Here is a 24,394-nt window from a genome sequence, read left to right on the forward strand (position 1 = left end):
CAGTATTTATGGGAGTGAGTCATTTATACGATGTGTGAAACAGCATGGTTTGATACAAAGTATGAGTCGCCGAGGAAATTGTTGGGATAATGCACCGATGGAACGTTGGTTTAGGAGTTTTAAATATGAATGGATGTTAAAGGGCGGTTATTCTTCATTAGATGAAGCCAAGGAAGATATTAAACAGTATGTGTTTTACTATAACAGGGTGAGACCGCATAGCTATAATCAGGGATTACCGCCAGTTTTAGCGAAAAAACCTATTAGGGACTGCTGATTTAGTGGATCACTACACTTTGAGCTGTTTATAATTAACCGCATCGGTATCATTTTTACCGGCTGCCACATTGGTTAAATAAGTTGGTAAGGTAGTGCTATCGCCAAATTGAAGTACAGGGGATGATTCACCCTCTCTAGTGGCTTTTAACACCGCTACGCCATTCGTTTCATCTCCCACTCTAAGAGTGCCACCGGTTACTGTTGTGGCTGTAACGTTTGTGGCAGTTAAACCGTTTTTATTTAAGGTAGACCCGCCCACCTGATACTATCGTTAGCCATAGAGGCGTTGCCAATGGTTAATTTACCATCAGAACCAAGGTCAAGAGATTTCGCAAGACGAAGAGTTAAAGTGCCGTCTGTGGTATTTGCTGTTACACCGATATTATTGTTGCTAGAAACATCACTTGCGCCACCGGTTATTCTTAATACTTGGTCAGAACGGCGTGTCACCGTAACATCTGTATCATCCCCTTGATATTGTTGCGCTAAATTGTAGAGCTGTTTACCGGTTACCGCATCGGTGGAATTTTCATTAATTGTACCATCCGCCAAGTTGGTGATTGTGTTGCCACCATTGCTTAAACCGTCTTTGGTAAGGCTAACGGTTTTCGCAGTATCTGCAGTATTATTTGGAGTAATGCTAATGCCATTTCCATCCACTGTAGTATTCACCGTTGTGGAACTGCCATCAGAATTTTTGAATGAAGCACTGTTTAAATCCGTTAAATCTTTGGCTAGTCGTACAAGAAGACTGCCTGTTAACTTACCTTCTGCATCTTTTTCTGCAACAACATAAGTATTTTTATCAGTGGTTTTGTCTTCAACTTTTGCACCGTCTTGTAATGCAAAACCACCTTTAACTTGAAGTACCTCATCATTTAATGTACGTGTAATAATATCGGGTTGCTCCATACTATTACCGGCAAACTTCATTCCATCGTCCAATGTTGCAACAGCAACACCGTCCATCTGAATACGATAAAGAGGTTTACTACCATCAAGTGTAGGTATTGCTTGTGGGGTTAAAGTAAAGACACTATAGTTACCGGCTGCATTTAAAAAGGTCATCTCCCCTTTTGTACCATCCAACAATAACCGTTGTTGTTTACCATCTGTAATTGAAATGGTGCTATCGCTACCATTTAGAACAATTTGTTCTGAATTCTCCTCACCATTAACGGTTAAGGTACCACCGTTGCCTGTGCCGTGTGTACCAATAGAAACATCTTTCGTTAAAGAAATTTGTAATTCACCGTTTTCATCCTTGTTGGAAGTACCGGTTGCCTTAACCGAAATGTTTTTATCGCCTTTAACAGGAATAACATTTTGTGCTCCGTCTGTTGAAGTAACCGGATGTCTAACCGCATAATTTGTGGTTGTCGTTGTGGTTGCTGTTGAACCGTCACTCGGTGTCGTTGTCGTTGTGGTAGCAGTGCTGAAACCGTACCAAAGATTTTGGATACTGGTGTCGGTGGCATTAGCGCGACCTTGCGTATAGGCTTTTAATTCACCTACAGTTACAACATCGCTATCACTTTTAATTTTAAAGCTATTATCACTACCGAGCTGCTCTGTAAAAATGCCTGAAATACGAGGCGCAGCTAAGTCTGTTTTACTTTCAAATTGCATTATCGGCGAAGTTGATGTCGCTGAAGAAGCACCATTTAACGTCATTTTAATATATGGATTGCTATTACTTCCTGCATCACCAAAGGCAATCGAATTCATTGACTGTAAATTTTTAGCCAAACGGAGTTTTAATGTATCGTCCGGCGTTGCCACTACAGCGATATTTCCGGAGATTAAATCATCTTTGCTACCGCTATAACCCCCTTCGACTTTAAGCAAACTGTTTAATTTACGATTGATAATTGTCGCTGTGGTTTCGCCTTGTAACAAATCTCCTTTAAAACTTAAACCATCATCTATAGTCGCTAACTGCTTACCGGCAAAAACAAGGCGATCTGTTTTCGTGTCAGTGCTTGCGCCTAACGCATTTGTTCCGCTTTGCGTTGTACTTAACACCAATGATTTAAATGTACCGTCTGTACTGTCTGTATTATCTTTAAAGGTAATTTGCCCACTGGAAATATCCACCTCTTTGGCATCGGTTGCACCTTCTGCCGGTTTATCTTTCACCACCAAGCTATTGGTTGTGGTGGTGCTGGCAGTCACGTTATCAGCTTTAACACCGTCTTTATTGATCACGGTTTTGCCAATCGTCAAGGAACCGCCATCACCAAGGTTAAGTGATTTAGCAAGGCGAAGGAGTAAAGTGCCATCTGCTTTAGCTTGCACACCAATATTTTTTTCACCTGAAACTTCGGTTGCTTCACCTTGAATTTTTAAAATATCACTTGGCGTACGTTTAATCGTTACCGCATTGGTACCACTATTATTATCCCCTTGGTATTGCTGAGTGGTTTGAGCGATGGCATTGGTAATAGCGGTGGCAACACTGCCGGCAGTGGCATAGGAATCGCCTGTATTGCTTGCAGTAACAGCCCCATTTGTTGCCGTTAAAGTCGCTTGTTGTAAGCCAACATTGACAACCTTGCCGTTAACCGCTGTAGTCACGCCATTTTGACCGACAATATCAAAACGATAACTATCAGGTTTTAGCGTGATTTTATCGGTTGAAGTACCACTGGCATCTGTCCCCACCTCTAATTGTGAAAGCGAATGGGTAATGACTTGATAAAGTTGAGAGCCGTTGATGGCATCGGTGGATTTTTCATCAATCAACCCCGGTGCAACATATTGAATAAGACGCTCCTTACCCTGACTTCCCACTGTTACTACCCCACGCCCTGTTGCCCCTGAACCGGCAAATTTAGTGGTACCAAAAATAGTGGTAAATTCTGTATCGGTAAACGCTGTCATCCCCAATTCACCGGCAGTTGATTCACCGGCTTCAAGATTAGCTTCAGAATGACTACCGATATAAACAGTGTTGCTGGCAGCGACAGTCACACCACTCCCTATCACTACAGAGTCATTTACACCGGCATTAATAGTGTTATTTGAACCAAACACAGCATTACGGGTAGTAAAATCGGGAGAACCTCCACCATTCACTGTGTTTTCAGCACCAATCACCACGTTGTTGGAAATATCGTCCCAAACTTGATAATCCGTACCGAGATATTTTGCGCCGGACGCTTCATAAAACCGTCCATTATTATGCTGACCTACTAAACGAGCATCAGCTCCAATAACAATATTAGATTTCCCTTTAACTGTTGCAAATAGATTTTTATCTTCTCTTTCCTTAGATGTAGAAGAAAGAACAATATTGCCCTCACCTTCCGCTCTTAATTTAGAACCAATACCAACTGTATTTCTTGCTCCTTCAGTTTTAACATTAAACCCAAGAGAGGTAGAGTCCCATCCCGCTCTGGCTGAAGTATCCTTACCGCCACCACCAATCGCCACTGCACCAGAATAATTTGATTGAGTGTTATAGCCGAGGGCAATAGCAGAACGTTTGGTCGCTTTTGAATTTGCCCCAAGGGCAATAGCTCCCTTACGGTTGTCTTGAGCAAAACTCTCTGCTACTGCAGCTCTCCCGATAGCAATAGAGTCAGCATTACCTACCGTTACATCGCTTCCTAACCCGATCCCGGACAGATACGGCTCCTTAAATTCATTTGCTCCGTCATAACGATTTTGAAGAATACCGAAACCATTTAATTGTAGTGAAGTTTTATACTTTGTTTTTCTATTAGGATCAGTTTCTATTTGTCCTACTGACATAGTGTTATTGTTTGTTGTAATGGAATAACTACCGTCATCATTAGCGACTAATGTCACATTAGTCCCAGCAGGCAATATGACACTTTCCGCCGCCATAACAGTTTGCACAGTGCCCAATGCCAATAAAATGCCGGCAGTTAAGGTTTTGAGTAAAAATGAGAAAGGATTAAAACGTGAAACAGGCTGTTCTGATGCCACAGATTGCGTTTTGCCACAACTTTTTGCGAGTTCAGAAACGACAACAAAATTACCTAAGCGGTGATTGAAAATCACTTTATAAATTTTGTTCATACGGAGCTCCTTAAACCTTATCGGTTACCTATTTTCGGTGGGCACGTAATGTTTGTATAAATATTTTCAAGATGATGATTTAAAGAAGCGTCCAAAATAAAAATATTTAAACACTGCTAACAATTAGTCCATTACCCCCCCCCCGAGCCACTTTTAGGGAAGTTAAAAATCTTCATTAAAAACAAAAAGTTATAAATAAATTGCAATACGGAATTTTTGCTTATCGATAAAAATTTGCATATATAGACAAGCGTAACGCGGTTTTTAGCAAAAATTCAATCGTTTTTTTTCAAAAATGCTAGCCGGATCAACTTTTTGTCAATTTTATGCTTCTTATACAATCAGGTTACGTATTTTGCACCTATTTTTTCAGAAAAAATAGTATTTTTTCCCTATTAATTAACAAGATTTTAAATATCGTTTAAAGCCTTTACCGTCAAGGAGAAAGCGACATTTGTTTTACATCAAAATTTAAAAATAAAAGCGTGCTTAAATTGCGCATACATATAATATATTCCGCCGGCATTGTTATAACTTTTGCAAAAATGTAATAAATAATGGTTATTTGCTTTTTTTGCTGACAATCGCAAAATGACGCCCTTGTTTTGCAAAAAAAGCAATTTTCAGGCAAAAAAGTTAAATCAAACCTTAACAGAAACCCAAAAGAAAGGTACATTAGTCCGTTTCCCAATAATTGTATGGAGTAGATATTAGTGAATAGTTCAATTACGGAATCCTTTTCCGCTATTTTTCACTCGATTTTGAGTAATCTGCCGTGGATGGATGACAACAAAGCCACCATTGCGATTGATGCATTCTTCCCAATGTTGCAGGGGATGATACTTTACACCATTCCATTAACCATTATTTCTTTTATTGTCGGTATGGTGATTGCGTTGGCGATTGCGTTGTTGCGTGTAACGCCTCGCAAACATTTTCTACATAAAATCGCTTATGCGCTTTCCGGTTTTTATATTTCCGCCATTCGAGGCACACCGTTATTGGCACAGCTTTTTATTATTTTCTATGCGTTGCCGAATGTCGGCATTACGCTTGATCCGTTGCCGACTGCGATTATTGCCTTTTCGTTAAACACCGGTGCTTATGCTTCAGAAACGGTACGTGCCGCAATTTTATCGGTGCCGAAAGGGCAGTGGGAAGCCGGTTACACTATCGGGATGAGTTATTGGCAGAACTTTTTTCGCATCATCGCACCGCAAGCGTTGCGTGTGGCTGTGCCGCCGCTTTCCAACAGTTTTATCGGTTTATTAAAAGAAACTTCGCTTGCCAGCGTGGTGTTGGTGCCGGAAATGATGCGTCAGGCAAATGTGATCTCTTCTCGCACCTATGAATTTTTGTTGGTGTATTGCGAAGCGGCTTTAATTTATTGGATCGCCTGTGCCATTCTTGGCTATGCGCAACAGCGTCTGGAAAAACATTTTGAACGTTATGTGGCGAGGTAATGATGTTATCAATCAATAATTTGCATAAATCTTTCGGCGATCACGAAGTGTTAAAAGGGATCGATCTGCGTATTAATAAAGGGGAAGTGATTGTGTTGCTCGGTGCTTCCGGTTCGGGCAAAACCACATTACTGCGTTGTTTAAATGTGTTGGAAACGCCGGATGCCGGCACGTTGACGTTTGATGACGGTTCATTGTCGATTGATTTTTCACAGCCGTTGACTAAAGAGAAAATTCAGGCATTACGCAAAAAAAGCGGGATGGTTTTCCAGAATTACAACCTGTTTCCACATAAAACCGCACTGGAAAACATCACTGAGGGCTTGATTGTGGTGCAGAAAATGCCGAAAGCCGAAGCGGAACAGAAAGCGCGTCATTTGTTGGAGCGTGTTGAATTGGCGGACAAAGCCGATTTCTATCCGTTCCAGTTGTCGGGCGGACAACAGCAGCGTATCGGCATTGCTCGTGCCTTGGCGATTGAACCGCAGTTGGTGTTATTCGATGAACCGACCTCTGCGCTCGATCCGGAGTTGGTGCAAGGAATGTTGGCATTGATGAAATCGTTAGCCGCTGAAGGCTGGACGATGGTGATTGTGACACACGAAATTCAATTCGCACGTGAAGTGGCGGATCAGGTGATTTTGATGGGTGACGGGAAAATCATCGAACAAGGCACACCGGAACAGCTTTTTGAACACAGCACCAACCCGAGAACGAATGCGTTTTTGCGGTCAATTCGGAGGTAATTTTGGTTTCGACCTTTAGGTCGAAACCCAAACTTGCCACAGTAAAATAAAATCGACCCTTAGATCGAACCCCAAACTCACCACAAATAAAACCAAAACACCTACACAAGAATCTCAATACCATTATGCTGTACCAAATTAAGCAGCTTTAATGCTGCACCACTTGGTTTTTTAACGCCTCGTTCCCATTCGGAAATCATATTTTTACTCACATTAAGATAATGTGCGAATACCGCTTGGGATACCTGTTCTTTTTCACGAATCGCTCTAATTTCGTCCGGCGTATAAGTTACAACAGGTGTCAAACAAAGCTGATCAAATTCTTTCATTGTTTTTTTATTAATAATGCCGGCTTTATGTAAATCCGCCGCATTTTCGTGGATCATTGCCAACAATTCACTCATCCTCTGCCTCCGGTAAAATTTCAATAAATAATCCGTTTTCGATTTGTGCTTCAATCTGTTTTGCTGTTAGTCGAGTATATTCTCTAGCCAATGCCTTTAACGCTGCTAACTCTTGTGATGAAATATTTTCTCTGTCACTTTTACTAATTCCGGCAACAAAATAGCTGTTATTTTGGATACAATAAAAAATAAAAGAACGGAATCCACCACTACGTCCCTGCCCTTTTCTGGCTATTCTCTGCTTAATAATATTACCGCCTAAATCAGCATCTATTAATCCTTGCTCTGCCCTCGTTATAGCATTGATTAATTCGCTGTCAGGAATACCATTTTTTAAAGCAAATTTGTTAAAAGCTTTAGTTTTAAATATTCTCATTGGCTCACTTAAATGTAATCTTTAGTATTATAGTATCAACTACAAAAGGCTTTTTCAATCTAACTTTATTACCTCGATCACGATCGCAAAATCACCCATTAATTCCTCTCATTTGCCTTATCCATTGTTACCTTAGTCAAGAAAAATTTGTAGCGTAACACGTTACAAATTCTATCTTTTCTGCGACTAAGGCATTAGAATGATTATCTCGTTTAAACACAAAGGACTGGAAAAATTCTATTTAACCGGCAATAAATCCGGCATTATTGCTGCTCACGCAGCGAAACTAAATCGAATTTTAACCAGATTAGATAATGCAAAAAGCATTAATGATATGGATATTCCAGGTTGGAATTTACATCCATTGCACGGAAATTTAGTAGGGCACTACAGTGTCAAAGTTAATGCGAATTGGCGTATTACCTTTAAAATCGAAAATGGACACGCGCAAGTTGTTGATTATCAAGACTATCATTAGGAGTTGAACTATGAGAATGTATAACCCGGCTCCACCGGCAGCAATAATCAAAAATGATATTTTACCTGCTTTGGGCTTAACCATAACCGAAGCGGCTAAACAGTTAGGGATAAATAGAGTAACCCTATCAAGATTATTAAATGGCAAATCAGGGATTAGTGCTGAAATGGCATTGCGTCTACACGCTTGGTTGGGAGAAAACAGCCCAAGTGCGGAAAGTTGGTTACAACAGCAAGCCGCATATGATTTGTGGCAAGCGGAACATCAATGTAAATTCAATATTACGCCGGTGATTTGGGAAAATTAAGTGAAAAACAGGCTGAAACTTAATCACATCTCACCTAATTGGTTTTAATCCTCTTTTTATAACCATTTCAAGCCCCGAATAATCGCATTTGTGGGCTTGAATGGACGCTTTAATCATCTCTTCTTGAGTAACTTGATTAAAGCTCAACTCAAAACCGGCTTCTCTTGCTAATTGGACTATAAATATTCTTTGAGTTCTGCCGTTGCCTTCTCTGAAAGGATGAATAGCGTTAATTTCGCCTAGGTAATAAGCCAAACGACCGGCAATTTTTTCCGGCTCGGTATTTCTTAGATAATGTTCTTTTTTTAATTGAGCGAATAATTTTTCTGATTGTGGAATAATGCGATATCCCATTGTAAAGTCTTGTTCCCCTTTTTGTAGATAACCATCCCTAATTTTCCCGGCAAAAGGGTAAATATCCCCAAATAAATACTTATGAATATTTTGTAAATGCTTTAGGTCAAATTTTCCTCTAATCTGATTATCTTTAAGAATAGACTCCTTATAAGAAACAATATCTCTTTCAACTTGTTCTAATTTATCTTGATCTTTGATACCAAAATAATTTTTCAATACTCCGTTTTCATCAACGTGGGAATCGAAGCCCGTGTATTTCATACACTTTTCTCCCAAACTCATCATTAGTTAAGCTGCCATTAACCCAGTTTTGCGCAATATCTATAAATACTTGGCTAGGTTCTAAGCCCTCCAGTCGGTTATTATCAATGGCAGATTTAACCGCTTTTTGTCTACTTAATTTTTCTTCTTCTGAAATCATTTTTATCTCCTTAAGGAGTCCAATATCTCACCTACCCCAAATCTAGATAAAATCCCCATTCCCCTTTACAACTTGCCTGAATGAGCGGCGAAGTGGCTAGGAGAATTTTTAGTGTTTGAGTCCCCATTTTGCCACGCAGTGGCGGTTAAAATGGGAGCGAGTTTAAAAATTCTCCGTCTGCCACTCCGCGAAATGAAGATTAGCAAGTTGTCAGGGGGTGTGTTCTTTGCCTACTTTCTTACACAAGTAAGAAAGTAGGTCGCCTTTAGGCGAAATCTAAACTTGCCAAAGAAATTAACTGGATAAGCGGCATAATGTTGAATCAATCGAACATCCAACCTACCTCAAATCTAGATAAAATCCCCCTTCCCCCCTTTACAACTTGCCTGAATGAGCGGCGAAGTAGCTAGGAGAATTTTTCGTGTTTGAGTCCCCATTTTGCCACGCAGTGGCGGTTAAAATGGGGGCGAGTTTAAAAATTCTCCGTCTACCACTCCGCGAAATGAAGAACAGCAAGTTGTCAGGGGGTGTGTTCTTTGCCTACTTTCTTACACAAGTAAGAAAGTAGGTCGCCTTTAGGCGAAACCTAAACTTGCCAGTAAAATGAAGAAATCAACCTTTAGATCAAAACCCAAAAATCAACACAAGGCGCAGCCGTAATATTTAAGCGAAACCCCCAAAATCTACCCCTTACGCCACGTCGTGCCGTTAGCACCATCCTCAATCACCACGCCCATAGCAGCTAGCTTATCACGTGCGGCATCGGCGGTTGCCCAGTCTTTATTGGCTCTGGCTTGATTACGTTGTGCAATCAGTGCTTCGATGGTTTTGGTTTCGTCATCGTCAATGCCGGCTTGTAAGAAAGTTTCCGGATCTTGATATAACAAGCCCAATACGCCGGCTAACTCTCTTAAACGTGCAGCAAATGCGTCTGTTTGTGGATCTTGTTCCGCTTTTAATTTGTTTAATTCACGTGCCATATCAAATAGAACAGACAATGCACCCGGCGTGTTAAAATCGTCATCCATTGCCGCTTTAAAGGCTTCGATAAACTGTTCACCACCGGCAGCAGTAGCATTGGCATCAGTGCCTCGTAAGGCGGTGTATAAACGTTCCAATGCTGAATGTGCCAATTTTAAATTCTCTTCGCTGTAATTTAATTGGCTACGATAATGTGCAGTTAATAAGAAATAGCGTACGCTTTCCGCATCATAATGTTGCAACACATCACGAATGGTGAAGAAATTACCTAATGATTTCGACATTTTCTCTTTATCGACCATAATCATTCCGGAATGCAGCCAATAATTGACATAAGCACCTCCGTGCGCACAGCACGATTGGGCGATTTCATTTTCGTGGTGCGGGAACATCAAATCTGAACCGCCACCGTGAATATCAAAATGTTCGCCAAGCTGTTTGCAGTTCATCGCTGAACATTCAATATGCCAGCCGGGGCGGCCTGCCCCCCACGGCGATTGCCAGCTCGGCTCATTCTCTTTTGACATTTTCCATAATACGAAATCCATCGGATTTTTCTTGATATCATTGATCTCAACGCGTGCACCTGCCTGCAATTGAGATAAATCTTGACGGGATAATTTACCGTATTCTGGGAATGAATCGACATCAAACATCACATCACCATTTTGAGCTACATAGGCATGCCCGTTATCGATCAATCTTTGCACCAGTGCAATAATTTCTGGAATATGATGTGTAGCTCGTGGCTCAAAATCAGGACGTTGGATATTCAAAGCATCAAAATCTTTATACATTTCTGCTACCATCCGATCAACCAAATGCTCACAGGTTTCGTGATTTTCTAGCGCACGTTTGATAATTTTATCGTCCACATCAGTGATATTACGCACATAAGTCAAGTGGTAACCTAAATAACGTAAATAACGAGCGATAACATCAAAGCTAACAAAAGTACGCCCGTGTCCAATATGACAAAGATCATAGACTGTTACTCCGCACACATACATTCCAACCTGATTAGGATGAATAGGGGTAAAAATCTCTTTTTCTCGTTTTAATGTATTAAAAATCTTTAACATATTGATGACCTTACTTTTTTACTCTTTAATCTGATCTCTTTCTCACCACGCTGATATCGTGTTTTTTGCAAAAATAGACCACTTTTACATTTTGTGGAATAATAATGCGATTTTTCACATTATTTAAAGGAATAGCTAATGATAATACTACACACTAATTTTGGCGATATTAAAATTGCATTAAATTTTGAAAAGGCACCGATTACCGCAGAAAACTTCTTAAATTACTGCAAAGAAGGCTTCTACAACAACACCATTTTTCACCGTGTAATCAACGGTTTTATGATTCAAGGTGGTGGAATGGAAACCGGAATGAAAGAGAAAGCGACCAAAGCACCGATTCGCAATGAAGCCAATAACGGGCTTAGTAATAAGCGTGGTACTATTGCAATGGCACGCACTTCCGATCCGCATTCTGCTTCTGCACAATTCTTTATCAACGTTGCTGATAACACTTTCTTAGATTACCGAGCAAAACAGATGTTCGGACGTGAAGTCGTACAAGATTGGGGCTATGCTGTGTTCGGTGAAGTGGTTGAAGGAATGGATGTAGTCGATAAAATCAAGGCGGTGAAAACCGGTAATAAAGGTTTCCATCAAGATGTGCCGACAGAAGATGTGGTAATCACTTCCGTTACAGTAGAAGAATAATTTCCTCCTTTTTTATTTTTCATCGATTTTCAGATAAAAAAATGCCGCTTTATCAGCGGCATTTTTACGTCTAGCTACAGGGTGGGCAGTTGCCCACGCTCGTTAGAGGACGTTATTGGTATTGGCTGGATCATCTACTGCAATATAGATAGTAAACGAATTACCCTCTGAGATTCTGCTATAAGTGTACTGCTCATAATGAGTACCTTCTTTCGCATTACTTAACAAAGTTTCATCCGTCACATTCCAGTCTTCAAGTGATTTACTTCCTTCAGATTTGCTCCACTTATTCTTGTCCTCTAATGAAGATTGAACCGTGAGACCAGGGAATTCTGAATCAGTATTCATATTGAATTTAAAATGATTTAACTCGCCTTGTAATTTATCGATCACAATAATATCGTTACCACTACTATGAGTATTAGAACCATCAAAAGTAAAGATAGAATCTACATTTTTCACATCCAAGGTATTAATATAAATATGATCATCACCGCTACCCACGTTAAGATTAGTATTGCACCATACTCCACCAACGATAAGCGTATTATTACCCTCACCGAGATTGATACTGGTTATATCACCACTATCCACCACATATGAAGATGCGTCTTCACGACCTACATTCTCCTTAATGATAACAGTATCATTACCAGCACCAAGGTTAATTGTACTAGCACTATCTTTTATCTCTGCATCAAGTGATCCACCGATAATTACACTATCATCACCCGCACCAGCACGAATATTGGTACTATTGACATTACCACTGATATCAATTGTGTTATTACCGTTACCGAAGTCAAGTGCTTTTTCACCGCCATAATTATTGACATTGATAACATTCCCCTTAACGGTGAAACTATCATTGCCATCACCAGCATAAAGAGCCGTAGTTGCCCAAGCAGCCGGCGCACCTGTATCTTCAGAAACCCCTAATACTTCAATATGGTTATCGCCATCACCTAAATCAAAGGCAACAGCAGCACCTTTATGTAATTGACCTTCAAGCACATATTGACTTGGTCCATACCAAGCAGATTTATATACTTCACCATAAGACGCATTATCGCTGATTACATCATAGAAACGATCCATTGTGCCGTCACTAAAGACACTACCACGCACCTTAATAGTATCATTACCATCACCAAGCAATAACGCAGAGTGACCTTTAATGTCGTAGTTAATATCAATTACTGCACTATCTTTAGAAATAATCAAGGTATGATCTTCCAAAGAATCGCCGACAATCATATGGTCATTACCTGTGCCTAAGTCGATAACATTGGATGACGAATGCTTAGAAACCGTATCACGAATTGAACCACCAACAATAAAGTTATCATTACCGCTACCTAAATTAAAATAATTAGAGTGGTTTATATTAGCATCACCATCAGCAAGAATACCACCGGCTAAAGAAATTTCATCATCACCGGAACCCATATCCACGCGAGCAGTAGTCATAAAGAATGATTCATCACTACGTGAATAGCTATACGGCATATTACCCCATTTATAACTCCATCCTAAATCATTACCATCAGGGTATTCATTATTACCCGCCCAAGGAAGCTCTTTATTATCGAGAATAACACCAGAGACAATAAATTTGTCATCACCTTTACCTGTGAAGAATACTTGGTCTCCATCACCTGCCATACCCATTGCTGGTGAGTAAATTCGTTGTGCTGGTACACCATAACCCCATACACCACGACTTAAGTGAATGGTGTCATTACCGCTCTTATCACCCTCAAGATCACCTTTACTATCAGTATAGATTGCAGTATTAGCCATCACCATCATTGCACTAACAGTATCATCACCGCCTGCCATATCAATGTCTACAACGCGATCAGCACCTTCACCATCAGATGGCGTAACACCATTAATCATACCGGTGAAGCCATCTTGACGCCACTTCCACTTACCATCCGGATCACCACTGAATCCGCTACCATCTGCCATCACAATAAGATAATCGTTGCTATCAGTGGTTCGCATACCATCTGGTGTCGATAACGTATTCTGTTCAAAACGACCTGTTTTGGTCATTAAATCATTATAAGTAGGTGCAACATCAGGCGTAATATCTCCAGTAACACGTTTTGCTGTAATCACATACTCAGGAGTGAGCAAGTTACCTGCTTTATCGACTAAAACATATTTGTATGATCCATAAGGCAATTCAACCGGATCTGTTGCTTCTTTACCTGTGATATAAGTCAACCCGTTAGCTACTTGAATGGCTTGGTTATCAGTATCATTAACCTGACGATGTTTCGCACCATACGCAGGATCGTTGTCTTTTGGATCAAAAACAATATTATTGCCATTAAAGCCAATAGCATCTAAATCAAAGGCAGTATCGACAGTAATATCTTTCAGTGTCTTAGTTGCATTATCTCCACTAACGGCTTTACCAGTTGCACTATCACAAACAGTTGCCACCACATCATATTTTCCGTCTGTCAATAAAGCATTAGCTGCAAAGTGATATTCGCTTTGACCAGCTTTAATCACTTGAGTAAATTCCTCAACAATATGACCGTTTTTACCTTCCGCAATAGCATTATTGATGATTTGAACTTTTAAGGTTTTACCGATAAATTCCTGATCTTCAGGTTTTCCTTGTTCAACACGAACAAGAATATCATCCCAACGATTATCATCAGTAAGTGAACCGTCTTTATTCATCATACCTGAGAATTGGTGAGGGAATCTGTCATAATCCGCTCCCGCTTCTTTCATCAATTGAATTTGGTAATCACGAAGTTGATCAACATCATCACGCACTTCAATTGCTGTAACTTTAGCTCCTTGTAAACGAGTTGATGTATCGCTGACATCTGCCACAATCGCATCACCTGCAGTATTAAATTTCGCCGTTATTTCTATATCCTGACCATCCCTCGGCGCTTTAAATCCAGTAACATCGAAGTAAAAACGACCGTCATCGGCATCATATTTAACCTCAACTGCCTTACCATCAGTGGTTTTTGCACTCACATCATAACCTTTACCACCCGCTTTTTCAGTTACGGTCACAGTGTAATCCCGTGTACCGCTCATTGTATCGGCACCTACTGACACATTGAAAGTACCGCTATTAGCGTGGCTATTAGGCATAAATTCAGCCGGATCAAAGTAAACACGTGCATTCACCGCACCATTGACTAAATCGGTATAACCCAAGACACCATCATTGCCGTCTTGAATTTGTACTTCTGCCAATTTAGGAGCAGCATCTTTTGGTGCCAACGCATCATCTCTACCGCCTGATTTATTGCCAGCATCGGTAACAATTGCTACCACTTGAGTGCCGTCTTTGACATCATTTTGTGGAATAGTCACAGACAAATCTTTAGTTAGATTTTGACCATTCACGCTAGTAACCGTGTCATTGGAAATACTTGGTAACTCATTAGGTTTATCAGAATCCCAACCACCTTTATCATTTTTCGTATAAGTAACAGTATGGTCTTGACCTTGTTCATCTGTCCATTTCACTTCAACAGTTTTTGCTTCTTTTGCTTCCGGCTCGGTTGGCATAGTGATAGTAACACTACCATCCGTTTCTGAAGCGGTAACGGTTGGTACGATTTGATCCAAATTAACATCATAAGTCTCTTCTTTGTTTGGAATCGTTGTTTCCACTCCCTCAAAGCCCTTTTTGCTAACTTTTACTTCCACAGTAACTTTGCCGTCCTTGAAGTTGTTACTGTTAGCATCACTAGTCGCATTATCGGTTAAGTCTTTACCGCTCACTTCCGCTACAAAGATATGATTACCGTCCTTATCCACATTACCAGAGTCGATTGCATCCACTTCTTTGCTGCCTACTTTAACTTTGACACTATTGATAGTTTCACCATCGCCAACTTTCACCGCCACTTTAACTGGCACTTTGTCCTCAGCTGCTTCTACCTTATTAACCACACCGTCACCGGCAACGGTGATAGATGTAATTTCAGTTTCTGCTTTAAAGGCTGTTTTAGGGTCACTCACATTACCGTGTGGATCTTGTGACCAAGTTTCAACGATACCACTAGCCGGAATAGAAAGTTTACCCTCACCATCCACAGTTGGAGCATTTTCATCCGTAGAAGTCCAGCTCTTATCATTATCACCACGGGTATAGGTATATTGCACTTCTTGACCATCTTTAATCACTTTCACTACTACCTGATCGCCTTTTTCATCGTCAGTTACCGTGCTAAGATCCAAAACGAAGTTATCACCCTCAACCTTTGGTTCTACTGTAGATGGAGCTTTGGTATCAATAAAGAACTCATAATGTTGTTCAGCATAATCACTACTTGCAGGATTACTTATAGATCCATTTTTCTTCCAAGTGTCTACTTGTGAACCAGTAATATATTCCACTTTAATTTCATACTTACCGTCACTTAAAGAATGCGGATCACCATATTCACCGTTTGCATTTTTCACTCTAGGTGAAGTTCCTACCGCCACTTCCAAATAGCCATTTTCAATCGCCTGATTGAGGAATGTCAGTCCTGCCCCATCTTTATTGAATTGATAATAAGCTTGGCTCTTGTCCCCATTTGTCGGTATCCATTCCTTACCCTTACTGGAGTTCGCATAGCCACTAAAAGTATTAGTACCGTTTGTATTACCGGATTCTGTACTAGTACTTGAGAAATCAAAGATGTTGGTTTTCTTATCTGAAGCATCCACTTGATAGAGGTGATATACCAAATAAACATCACTGGCTCCCTGATGACTTCCATCGGTGCTATCTCTAAATTGTTGTAATTTCTTCACGATTTCATCCGGCAATAGAATGCGGGTAGTTAAAACACCATCATCTAAATCCGGTTTGGTGACGTAATTATCTTTCGGCTGATCGGAAACTTTAGTAAAGTCTGTACCTTCGACAAACGCATCCAATTTTGCACTGTCCACTTTTGCTGAATCAAAGCCAATATTACCTGCCTGGTCACTTGAGTACACTTTCACAAAGGAAGAAGGCATTATTAAGCTATTATCAAGAGTTACTTTCTCTTGATGATCAAGTGCTTTGCCGTCTGCATCCACCCATTGGTTATCTACTTTTTCATAGATTACAGAGTGGGTTTCACCATCTTTACCGATATAACGAATATCGACTTTTGTCGCATCCTCTTCTATCGGTAAGGTGACCGTTGCCTCACCGTTATCGATAGCTACGTTGACTTTTGGTGCTAAGGTATCAAAAGTTACCTTGCCGTCTTGATTGTCGACCTCATTGCTGGTATCTGCTTTAACCGTAAAGCCACTGCGATCCACAACTGCTTGCAAGTTTAATGTTGCTTCACCATTAGGCACTTTGGCTTCGTTTGAGGCAGTTGGCATAGTCGGATGTTCAATCAACTCGCTCAATTTACCGACAGTTGTTTTAACGGTATAGATTGGATTACCCTGCTCGTCATAGCTAATGTCTGTCACTTTGGCTTTGATTAAATTACCATCTTTACCTTTAAAGCCGATGGTCGCCTCGTCACTATTGGTGCGAATTTCCTCACCAACACCAAGTTCTGCTTTAATTTTGAGGATAACTTCACGCTCTAAATCAGCACTATCGGTTATATCGCCTAAGGAAAGTTCACGTTTGGCAGATTCCGCTCTATTGATAACATTATCACCTTTATAATCATCATTACGATAAAGATCTGCTCCCGGAGGATTACCTGCATTTGCTTCTCTGTCCGCGTTCACTTCAATGCCTACCAAAGAAATTGTCGTTGCCGGAATAAAATCATCAGCTTGTGCAGAAGTGTTACCGGCTGCATCTGTACTTTGTGCTTTCACACCTGTACCTGGCTCTGCTGGAATAAGCACTTTACCATTATCCAAAGTGGCAACACTGCTATCTACTGGCTGACCATCAGCATCCGTCAATTTCCAGTTACCTTCAGCATCTTTTTCAGCAATAAGTTTGGTTTCTGTACCATTTTTATCGACAATACTGATTTCTACTTTATCACCTTGTGCTGCATTGTCCGGTAAGGTAACTTCAAATTGTGGTTTGCCTTCAGTACGTCCAATAGTCGGAGCATCCGGTGGTACTGTATCCATTTCATAAGACTGCTCTTGTTTAGGCAAGGTGGTACCGATACCGTCTTTGCTGACTTTGACTTCTACAGTGACTTTGCCGTCGTTGCTGCCATTGCTGTCTGAAGTAGCGTTTTCGTTTAAGGCTTTAGCCGGTACTTCAGCGGTATAGACAGGTTTACCGTCTGCATCGGTGCCAGTTTGTTTAGCAGGATAGCTGTTATCACCTACTTTAATGGTCACCGTTGCGCTTTCTTCAGCCGGTTTATCCAAAGTGACGGATACAGGTACATTATTGCCATCACCACTTGAAAGATCGCCGGCTTCGTCCGCATTGATGGTATTATCGCCACCGACAGTCACGCTTTCGATGGTGGTATTTGGTTTAAAGCCGGTTGCTTTACCACTATTATTTCCGGAATCATCACTGGTTTGTGCTTCAATAGTTGAGCCTTTGTCCGCAGGTACGGTAACAGGCTCAGTGACTTTGTTGCCGTTTTCGTCAGTCCAGCCATCATCTCCTTTAGTATAGGTGTGAGTGTTTTGGCTACCGTCTGGATGAGTCACTGTCACATCGACTTTATCGCCTTTGCCGGCATCATCCGGTAAATCGACTGTGAAGCCATCATCACCAGCATCAGTAATACTTGGGCTTGAACCGACTTGGGTATCCACTGCAAATTGAATTGGTTCAGGGTTAGTAATACCTTCTTTAGGCGCACCATTGCTATCGGTGATTTCAACCTTGATGCTGGCATCCGGTTTGCTTGGGTCAACACTGTTAACTGCATTGATTTTGTCATATGGCACAGAAACGGAAACTTGTTTCGCATTAATTATTTCCTGAGTCACATCAACAGAAATAGGCGTTTCTTCTCCTTTAGGATTAGTGTAGATAACTTTAACTTTATCACCTACAATAAGCCCTTCTGGTAACGTAACAAGGATATCTACACCACCAACAGCATCTTGAGCATTAATAATTTCATCGCTACCCGGTGTTACGCCCTCAACCGAGAAGTCAAAGCGTTGTGGGACGGTGCTATTTGCTTCATCGCCGGTATTGCCTGCTTTATCGGTCGCTTGTGCAGTGATGTCGCTATTTGGTTGTAATTTATCCGTTGAAATAGTAACTTGTTTACCGCCTTTGCCATCATCTACGATTTCAAAGCCCGGATTATTATCGGATGCTGTCCAGTCACCATTCTCATCTTTAGTAAAGGTCACTTCGGTTTCTTTACCGCCTTCTGGAGTGACTTTGATCACTACTTTATCAGTATCCGCATCAGCACCGGTATCAGGTAAATCAATAGTAACTTTGTCACCATTTGTTTCAATAGTTGGTGCAGACGGTGCGGTGATATCAACGGTATAATCCCCTGATTTTTCCGGTAAACTTTGTGCACCACCGCCTACTTGAGAAGAAACTTCTACTTTAGCAGTCACTTTTCCGGCTAAATCTTCACCGGCGGCAGTTTTTAAGTCAGTCGCTTTTACCGTACCTTTGAAGATTAAATTGCCGTCTGCATCTTTACCGGCTGCAACTAAGGTATTGTCGCTCGCTTGTGGATCGTAAGTTAGGGTTTTAACACTACCCTCAATGCTTACAGTGACTTTAGATACACCTTCGGTACCGACGGTTTTTACCACTACGGTAATTGGAATATCTTTGTTGCTGTCGATTTCGGCTTTATTAATCAATGCATCGGAATCCACGCTCACCGCTTCAATGCTTGAACCCGGTACAAACACGACAGCCGGATCGCTACTGTTGCCGTTTTCATCGGTAGCAACTACGCTGACGGTTTCACCAGGATTAATGTTGACTGTTGGATTGCCGCCTTGATCGATAGTGATGCGTGGATCATCGCTTGTCCATTTACCGTCCTCATCTTTAGTTAAGGTGATGGTGTCTTCATTACCGTCTTTATCGGTAATTGTCACATCAACGGTTTGCGCATCACCTAGGCTATCTTTATCCACTACCACAGTATCATTGATGCCATTACCATCGGTATCTTCGGCGGTGGTTGTCGGTGTGTTTGGAGCGCTGGTATCGATATGAATATCGGTAAACTCTTTAGGCGCACGTGTTGTGTCGCTTGGTGTGACTTTGATGTCGACATCTTTGCCATCTAAGCCCTCAATATATTCTTTAGGAATAATTACACTGAGATTACCGTTATCATCAAGCTTGGCCTCATATTCTTTTGATCCACTGACACCTTGTGGCGTAACCGTCACTTTTGCAGTTTCACCCTCTTTAAATGGGGATTCAGGATCAGGAGTGACAGTGACGACTACCCGCCCGCAGCGTCTTCGGCATTAATCACGTGATCATCACCATTCACCCCTTCGATAATCACATCATAACGATTAGGCACGGTGACAGATGAAGGTTGGTCTTGTGTATTGCCGGCATCATCTTTAGCCACCGCAGTGACAGTTGAGCCCGGAGTGAGTTTATCTGTATCAATAGTGACAGTGCCGTCCTCATTGGCTGGATAATTTGGATTATCCGAAGTCCATTGACCATTTTCGTCTTTGATATAAGTAACGGTCGTGGTTTGTCCACCTTCTGGAGTCAGTGTTACTACAACAGTGGTCACATCAGGGCTATTGTTTTCAGCTAAATCAATAGTGATTACATCGTCACTGGTGTCAACATTACCCTTGTCATCAAGTGTCACACTTGCATTATCATCAAGCTGTGTATCCACATCATAGCTGCCTGCTTTGCTGACAGTGCCAGTTTGTGAGCCTACTTGAGGATTTTCGTATTTTAAGGTGGCTTCAACATCGATGGATTTACCTTTGCCATCAGCTGTAATATCTAAGCTGTCTTTAGGCACAATGAGGGTAAAGGTGCCGTCACCATTGTCTTCAACATTGTTGGCAGGAATTTCTGTGGTGTCATTTACTTTGAATGATTCTACGGTTTCGCCATTTTTAAGGTCAACACTGACCACAACGGATACGGTAGATCCTTCTAAATCTGATGCGTTCAACACACCATCATCAACACGAACAGCCGTAATCTCACTACCGAATTGATGCGTAACTATATCTGTTTTGCCATCGCCATCGTTATCTGTTGGCGTATTACCGCTAGCATCGGATTCCTCTTTGTTTGAAATGCCATCACCATCGGTATCTTCATCACCGTCGTTTTTACCGTCGTTGTTAGTATCTGGATTGCGTGGGTCTAAACCGGCTTCTTTTTCATCGGCATTGTTTACACCATCGCCATCAATATCGGTATCTTTATAATCCGGAGTACCGTCATCGTCAGTATCTTTTGGCTTGGTTGGATTGCCGTTTTCGTCTTTACCTTCGATGATATCAGAAGTGCCGTTACCGTCTTTGTCGGTAATAGTGTTGCTGTCAGGGTTGGATTCTTCGGCATTGGTTTTACCGTCACCGTCAGAATCTTCGTCACCATCCTTCACGCCATCACCATTACTATCTGGATTGCGGGGGTCTAAGCCAGCAGCATTTTCATCGGCATTGTTTACACCATCGCCATCGATATCGGTATCTTTATAATCCGGAGTACCGTCATCGTCAGTATCTTTTGGCTTGGTTGGATTGCCGTTTTCGTCTTTACCTTCGATGATATCAGATTTACCGTTACCGTCTTTGTCAGTAATTTTATCGCTGTCCGCATCGGATTCGTCTTTATTAGGTTTACCGTCACCGTCAGAATCTTCGTCACCGTCGTTTACGCCATCACCATTGGTATCCGGATTGTGTGGATCTAAGCCGGCAGCAATTTCATCAGCATTATTGACACCATCACCATCAATATCGGTATCATCTTTGTCCAAAAGTTTATCCGCATCAAGGTTATCGTCTTTTGCCACAACACTAATTTCTTTACTAGGTTCACTCTTTGGTGCTGTTGCTTTGTTATCATTTTGTGCGCTCAAAGATGTACCATCTGCCACTGCATCAGGAGCAAAGGTAATCTTGCCGGTTTGGCTATCGATAGTAACCAACGGGTTATTTAAGGCTTGTTTGCCTGCATCATCTTTATACAAGCCCCATGTACCGTCTTTGTTGACGGCATAAATTGTTGTTTGTGTACCTGCACCATCTTTGCCATCTTCTGGTGTATAGTTGATAGTCACGCGATCGATGTGTGATGCTCCATTGCCTAATGGGTCAATTTCTACCCCACCAGTATAACGAGTCACACCATCTTCACCCACTTTGCTTGAATGCGTTACCGTAGGATCAGCGGGTTGATTCACATCAGAAACACCATCGTTGTTTTCATCTGTTTTACCTGGTTTTGTGGTATCAGATTCGTCTTTGTTTGAAATACCGTCACCATCGGAGTCCTCATCACCGTCTTTTACTCCGTTATCATCACTGTCATCTTTGCTTGAATCTAAACCCGCATCTTTTTCATCGGAATCATTAACGCCATCATTATCGACGTCGTTATTATTCACGTCATCTTCGCCGTCTTTTTTGCCATCACCGTCGGTATCAGGGTTAAAAGGATTAGTGCCATTGTCTTTTTCATCTTTATTGTCGACACCGTCACCGTCTTCATCTTTATTGCCGTCGGTAATATCAGGTTTACCATCGCCATTACGGTCGGTGGTGGTGTTGAGATTAGGATCTGACTCTTCTTTGTTGGTTAAACCATCATCATCAGTGTCTTTATCGCCATCCGGTGTGCCATTTGTATTTGGATTTTTCGGATCTGTGCCTGCTTCTTTTTCATCAGCATTATTGACACCATCACCATCGATATCGGTATCAATATCATCACGAATACCGTCACCATCTTGGTCTGGCAAGACTTTACTTGGGTCGTCCTCATTTACAAATGGATCTGTGCCGTTTTTAACTTCAGTTTTGTTATCAACACCATCCCCATCAGAGTCTTCGTCACCATCGTTTACGCCATCGCCATTGGTATCCGGATTATGCGGATCTAAACCACTGATATCATCACCATCTTTGTTTTCCGGATCGTTTTTCTCTACATCATCCGGTAAACCATCGTTGTCGTCGTCCGGATCAACATCATCTGTTAAACCATCCGCATCGTGGTCATCTTTTGGTGCAGTTTCTGTAACGGTTTTACTTGGATTTTGGGCATCGTCATTTTCATTGTGGACAGAAATAGTCGGACCATCAGCAATTGCATCAGGTTTGAAAGTAACTTCGCCTGTACCTTGATTGATAGAAATGCCTTTGTCGGCTAACTCATCAGCAGGAATAATGTTGCCGTCTTCGTCAGTCATCACCCAAGTGCCATTATCATTTTTGGCAATAATGGTTGTTTCTTCACCTTTACCATCATTACCATCTTCCGGTGTGTAGGTAATTACGGTTCTATCAATATGCGTATTACTATCTTGTGCCGGTGTTACTTTGATGCCACCTGTTTCGCGCTCTTGACCATCAGGACCTTTTGCTGTGGTTTTAGTGATGACAGGATCAGCAGGTTGAGTTAAATCAGAAACACCGTCATTGTTTTTATCGGTAATTCCAGACTGGTTAGGGTTGGATTCATTTTTGTTTGGAATACCGTCACCGTCAGAATCTTCATCACCGTCCAAAATACCATCACCGTTAGTATCTGGATTATGTGGATCTAAACCGGCTGCTCTTTCATCAGCATCATTAACGCCGTCGTGATCGCTGTCGTAATCGCTTGGATGGCTGTTATTGCTGCTTGAGCCACCGCCTGAACCGCCGCCGGATCCGGCTGCAATCGCACCGGCTGCGCCGATACCGCCTAAAATCCACCAGAATAACATTCCGCCACGATCATCTTCGATTGTTCCCACTTCACCGGCGATTAAACCTTCCAATTCGTGGTCAACTTGGGTAATGATCACTTCTCCGTCCGGTGTTGTTTCAGTTGCTGGTACATCTAATTTGGCATAGCACTGATTACCTTCTGAGCAAACGCCCCAGAAATCTTTGATGACAACTTCTACATCTTCTTTGTCGCTGCGAAGAATGAGGTCGTTACCTCGACGAGCCACTTTGATGTCTTCCGGTGTTTTGCCGGTAACGCTGTCGATAAGGTTATATTCTTCGCCAACTTTAGCGGTCACTTGGTAGTGTTGTGCTGCTTTTAAAGCTGTGCGAGAATTTGCGTGTTTTGCAGTAAAGATTAAAGCCATATACATTCCTTCTATAAAATTGGGTTGTGATGGTATTAAAAAATAGAAATTTACAGACTACATAAACTGAATTTGCAAATTTTACTACAAAATTTATAGATTGTTTTGTTTTGTAAATTATTGTATTTAACGTAACGAATATCGCATTTTTTTCTCTCTTTTTTCAAAAAACTGACTGAATTCCGTTTTTTGAACGTTTAATCCTATTAATTCAATCGTTATTTTTCTCTTTCTTTTATTTGAATATTTATTTTGTGATTTACTTAAATTTAGCCTTGTGCTTTCCTACTCCATTTTTCGGGCATAAAAAAACCCTACCGTTTAAGTGATCTGACCCCGAAAAGTTAGACTGTTATTTTAAGGACTGAATTCTGTATTGAACAGGGCTCAGTCCATTTAATTTTAATTGTATTCTTTCCTCATTGTAATAACGAACATATTCTTTGATAACAGATTCAAGTTCTTCAATGCTGTCGAAAGTTTTGCCATAAAAACATTCCACTTTCATCCGACCAAAGAAACTCTCCATCGCGGCATTATCTAAACAATTGCCTTTCCTTGACATACTCTGCACAATATTGTGCTCA

The 24,394-nt window shown here is 41.2% G+C and carries 16 protein-coding genes; 6 read left to right on the plus strand and 10 right to left on the minus strand.

Annotated elements, in window-relative coordinates; translation table 11 throughout:
• On the plus strand, positions 1–277 hold a 277-nt coding region (locus A3EO_RS0106625; protein WP_018346505.1), incomplete at its 5' end, for an integrase core domain-containing protein.
• A 12-nt stretch (positions 278–289) separates the two neighbouring features.
• Here A3EO_RS0106625 and A3EO_RS0106630 read toward each other — a convergent pair.
• Together A3EO_RS0106630 and A3EO_RS0106635 are read right to left on the minus strand one after the other, a co-directional pair.
• The gene (locus A3EO_RS0106630; RefSeq protein ID WP_018346506.1) at positions 290–538 is read right to left on the minus strand and encodes a hypothetical protein; all 249 of its coding nucleotides are present in this window, start codon (positions 536–538) and stop codon (positions 290–292) included.
• Positions 520–4,326, minus strand: coding sequence for an ESPR-type extended signal peptide-containing protein (locus A3EO_RS0106635; protein ID WP_018346507.1), 3,807 nt, complete (start codon positions 4,324–4,326; stop codon positions 520–522). Before A3EO_RS0106635 ends, A3EO_RS0106630 begins: the two co-directional genes overlap by 19 nt.
• 746 nt (positions 4,327–5,072) lie before the next feature.
• Here A3EO_RS0106635 and A3EO_RS0106640 point away from each other — a divergent pair.
• Both A3EO_RS0106640 and A3EO_RS0106645 read left to right on the plus strand, forming a co-directional pair.
• Positions 5,073–5,789, plus strand: coding sequence for an amino acid ABC transporter permease (locus tag A3EO_RS0106640; RefSeq protein WP_026211037.1), 717 nt, complete (start codon positions 5,073–5,075; stop codon positions 5,787–5,789).
• Between the two features lie 2 nt (positions 5,790–5,791).
• Entirely contained in the window at positions 5,792–6,535 is a 744-nt protein-coding gene (locus tag A3EO_RS0106645) for an amino acid ABC transporter ATP-binding protein (RefSeq protein ID WP_026211038.1), read from the plus strand.
• A gap of 101 nt (positions 6,536–6,636) precedes the next feature.
• Here the strand turns inward: A3EO_RS0106645 and A3EO_RS0106650 are convergent, their stop codons facing one another.
• Together A3EO_RS0106650 and A3EO_RS0106655 are read right to left on the minus strand one after the other, a co-directional pair.
• Positions 6,637–6,939: a helix-turn-helix domain-containing protein gene (locus tag A3EO_RS0106650; protein WP_013746372.1), complete on the minus strand. Its 303-nt coding sequence runs from the start codon at positions 6,937–6,939 to the stop codon at positions 6,637–6,639.
• Positions 6,932–7,315 (minus strand): type II toxin-antitoxin system RelE/ParE family toxin, encoded by a 384-nt coding sequence (locus A3EO_RS0106655; protein ID WP_018346509.1) that lies wholly within the window; start codon positions 7,313–7,315, stop codon positions 6,932–6,934. Before A3EO_RS0106655 ends, A3EO_RS0106650 begins: the two co-directional genes overlap by 8 nt.
• A gap of 199 nt (positions 7,316–7,514) precedes the next feature.
• Here A3EO_RS0106655 and A3EO_RS0106660 point away from each other — a divergent pair, with 199 nt between their 5' ends.
• Both A3EO_RS0106660 and A3EO_RS0106665 read left to right on the plus strand, forming a co-directional pair.
• Positions 7,515–7,793 carry a type II toxin-antitoxin system RelE/ParE family toxin gene (locus A3EO_RS0106660; RefSeq protein WP_018346510.1) on the plus strand — a complete coding sequence of 93 codons (279 nt, stop codon included), beginning with the start codon at positions 7,515–7,517 and terminating at the stop codon, positions 7,791–7,793.
• Between the two features lie 10 nt (positions 7,794–7,803).
• Entirely contained in the window at positions 7,804–8,100 is a 297-nt protein-coding gene (locus tag A3EO_RS0106665; protein WP_018346511.1) for a HigA family addiction module antitoxin, read from the plus strand.
• 30 nt (positions 8,101–8,130) lie between these two features.
• On the opposite strand, the gene A3EO_RS0106670 is transcribed toward A3EO_RS0106665, so the two are convergent.
• From A3EO_RS0106670 to cysS, 3 genes are all read right to left on the minus strand, one after another.
• On the minus strand, positions 8,131–8,718 hold the full coding sequence (locus A3EO_RS0106670) for a Fic/DOC family protein (RefSeq protein ID WP_018346512.1): 588 nt from the start codon (positions 8,716–8,718) through the stop codon (positions 8,131–8,133).
• Positions 8,687–8,878, minus strand: coding sequence for an antitoxin VbhA family protein (locus A3EO_RS0106675; protein ID WP_013746378.1), 192 nt, complete (start codon positions 8,876–8,878; stop codon positions 8,687–8,689). The genes A3EO_RS0106670 and A3EO_RS0106675 overlap by 32 nt, the downstream gene beginning before the upstream one ends.
• A 683-nt stretch (positions 8,879–9,561) precedes the next feature.
• Positions 9,562–10,941: a cysteine--tRNA ligase gene (gene cysS / locus A3EO_RS0106680; RefSeq protein WP_018346513.1), complete on the minus strand. Its 1,380-nt coding sequence runs from the start codon at positions 10,939–10,941 to the stop codon at positions 9,562–9,564.
• 138 nt (positions 10,942–11,079) lie between these two features.
• On the opposite strand from cysS, the gene A3EO_RS0106685 reads away from it, so the two are divergent.
• Positions 11,080–11,592: a peptidylprolyl isomerase gene (locus tag A3EO_RS0106685; protein ID WP_013746381.1), complete on the plus strand. Its 513-nt coding sequence runs from the start codon at positions 11,080–11,082 to the stop codon at positions 11,590–11,592.
• A gap of 102 nt (positions 11,593–11,694) precedes the next feature.
• On the opposite strand, the gene A3EO_RS0106690 is transcribed toward A3EO_RS0106685, so the two are convergent.
• The 3 genes from A3EO_RS0106690 to A3EO_RS0106700 all read right to left on the minus strand — a co-directional run.
• Positions 11,695–19,899, minus strand: a complete 8,205-nt coding sequence (locus A3EO_RS0106690) for a hypothetical protein (protein ID WP_018346514.1) — start codon at positions 19,897–19,899, stop codon at positions 11,695–11,697.
• Positions 19,900–19,955: 56 nt separating this feature from the next.
• The gene (locus tag A3EO_RS13615; protein WP_018346515.1) at positions 19,956–23,807 is read right to left on the minus strand and encodes a hypothetical protein; all 3,852 of its coding nucleotides are present in this window, start codon (positions 23,805–23,807) and stop codon (positions 19,956–19,958) included.
• Positions 23,808–24,159: 352 nt separating this feature from the next.
• On the minus strand, positions 24,160–24,394 hold a 235-nt coding region (locus tag A3EO_RS0106700; protein WP_018346516.1), incomplete at its 5' end, for an IS3 family transposase.

Origin of the sequence: Gallibacterium anatis DSM 16844 = F 149, assembly GCF_000379785.1 — a bacterium.
GTDB lineage: Bacteria > Pseudomonadota > Gammaproteobacteria > Enterobacterales > Pasteurellaceae > Gallibacterium > Gallibacterium anatis.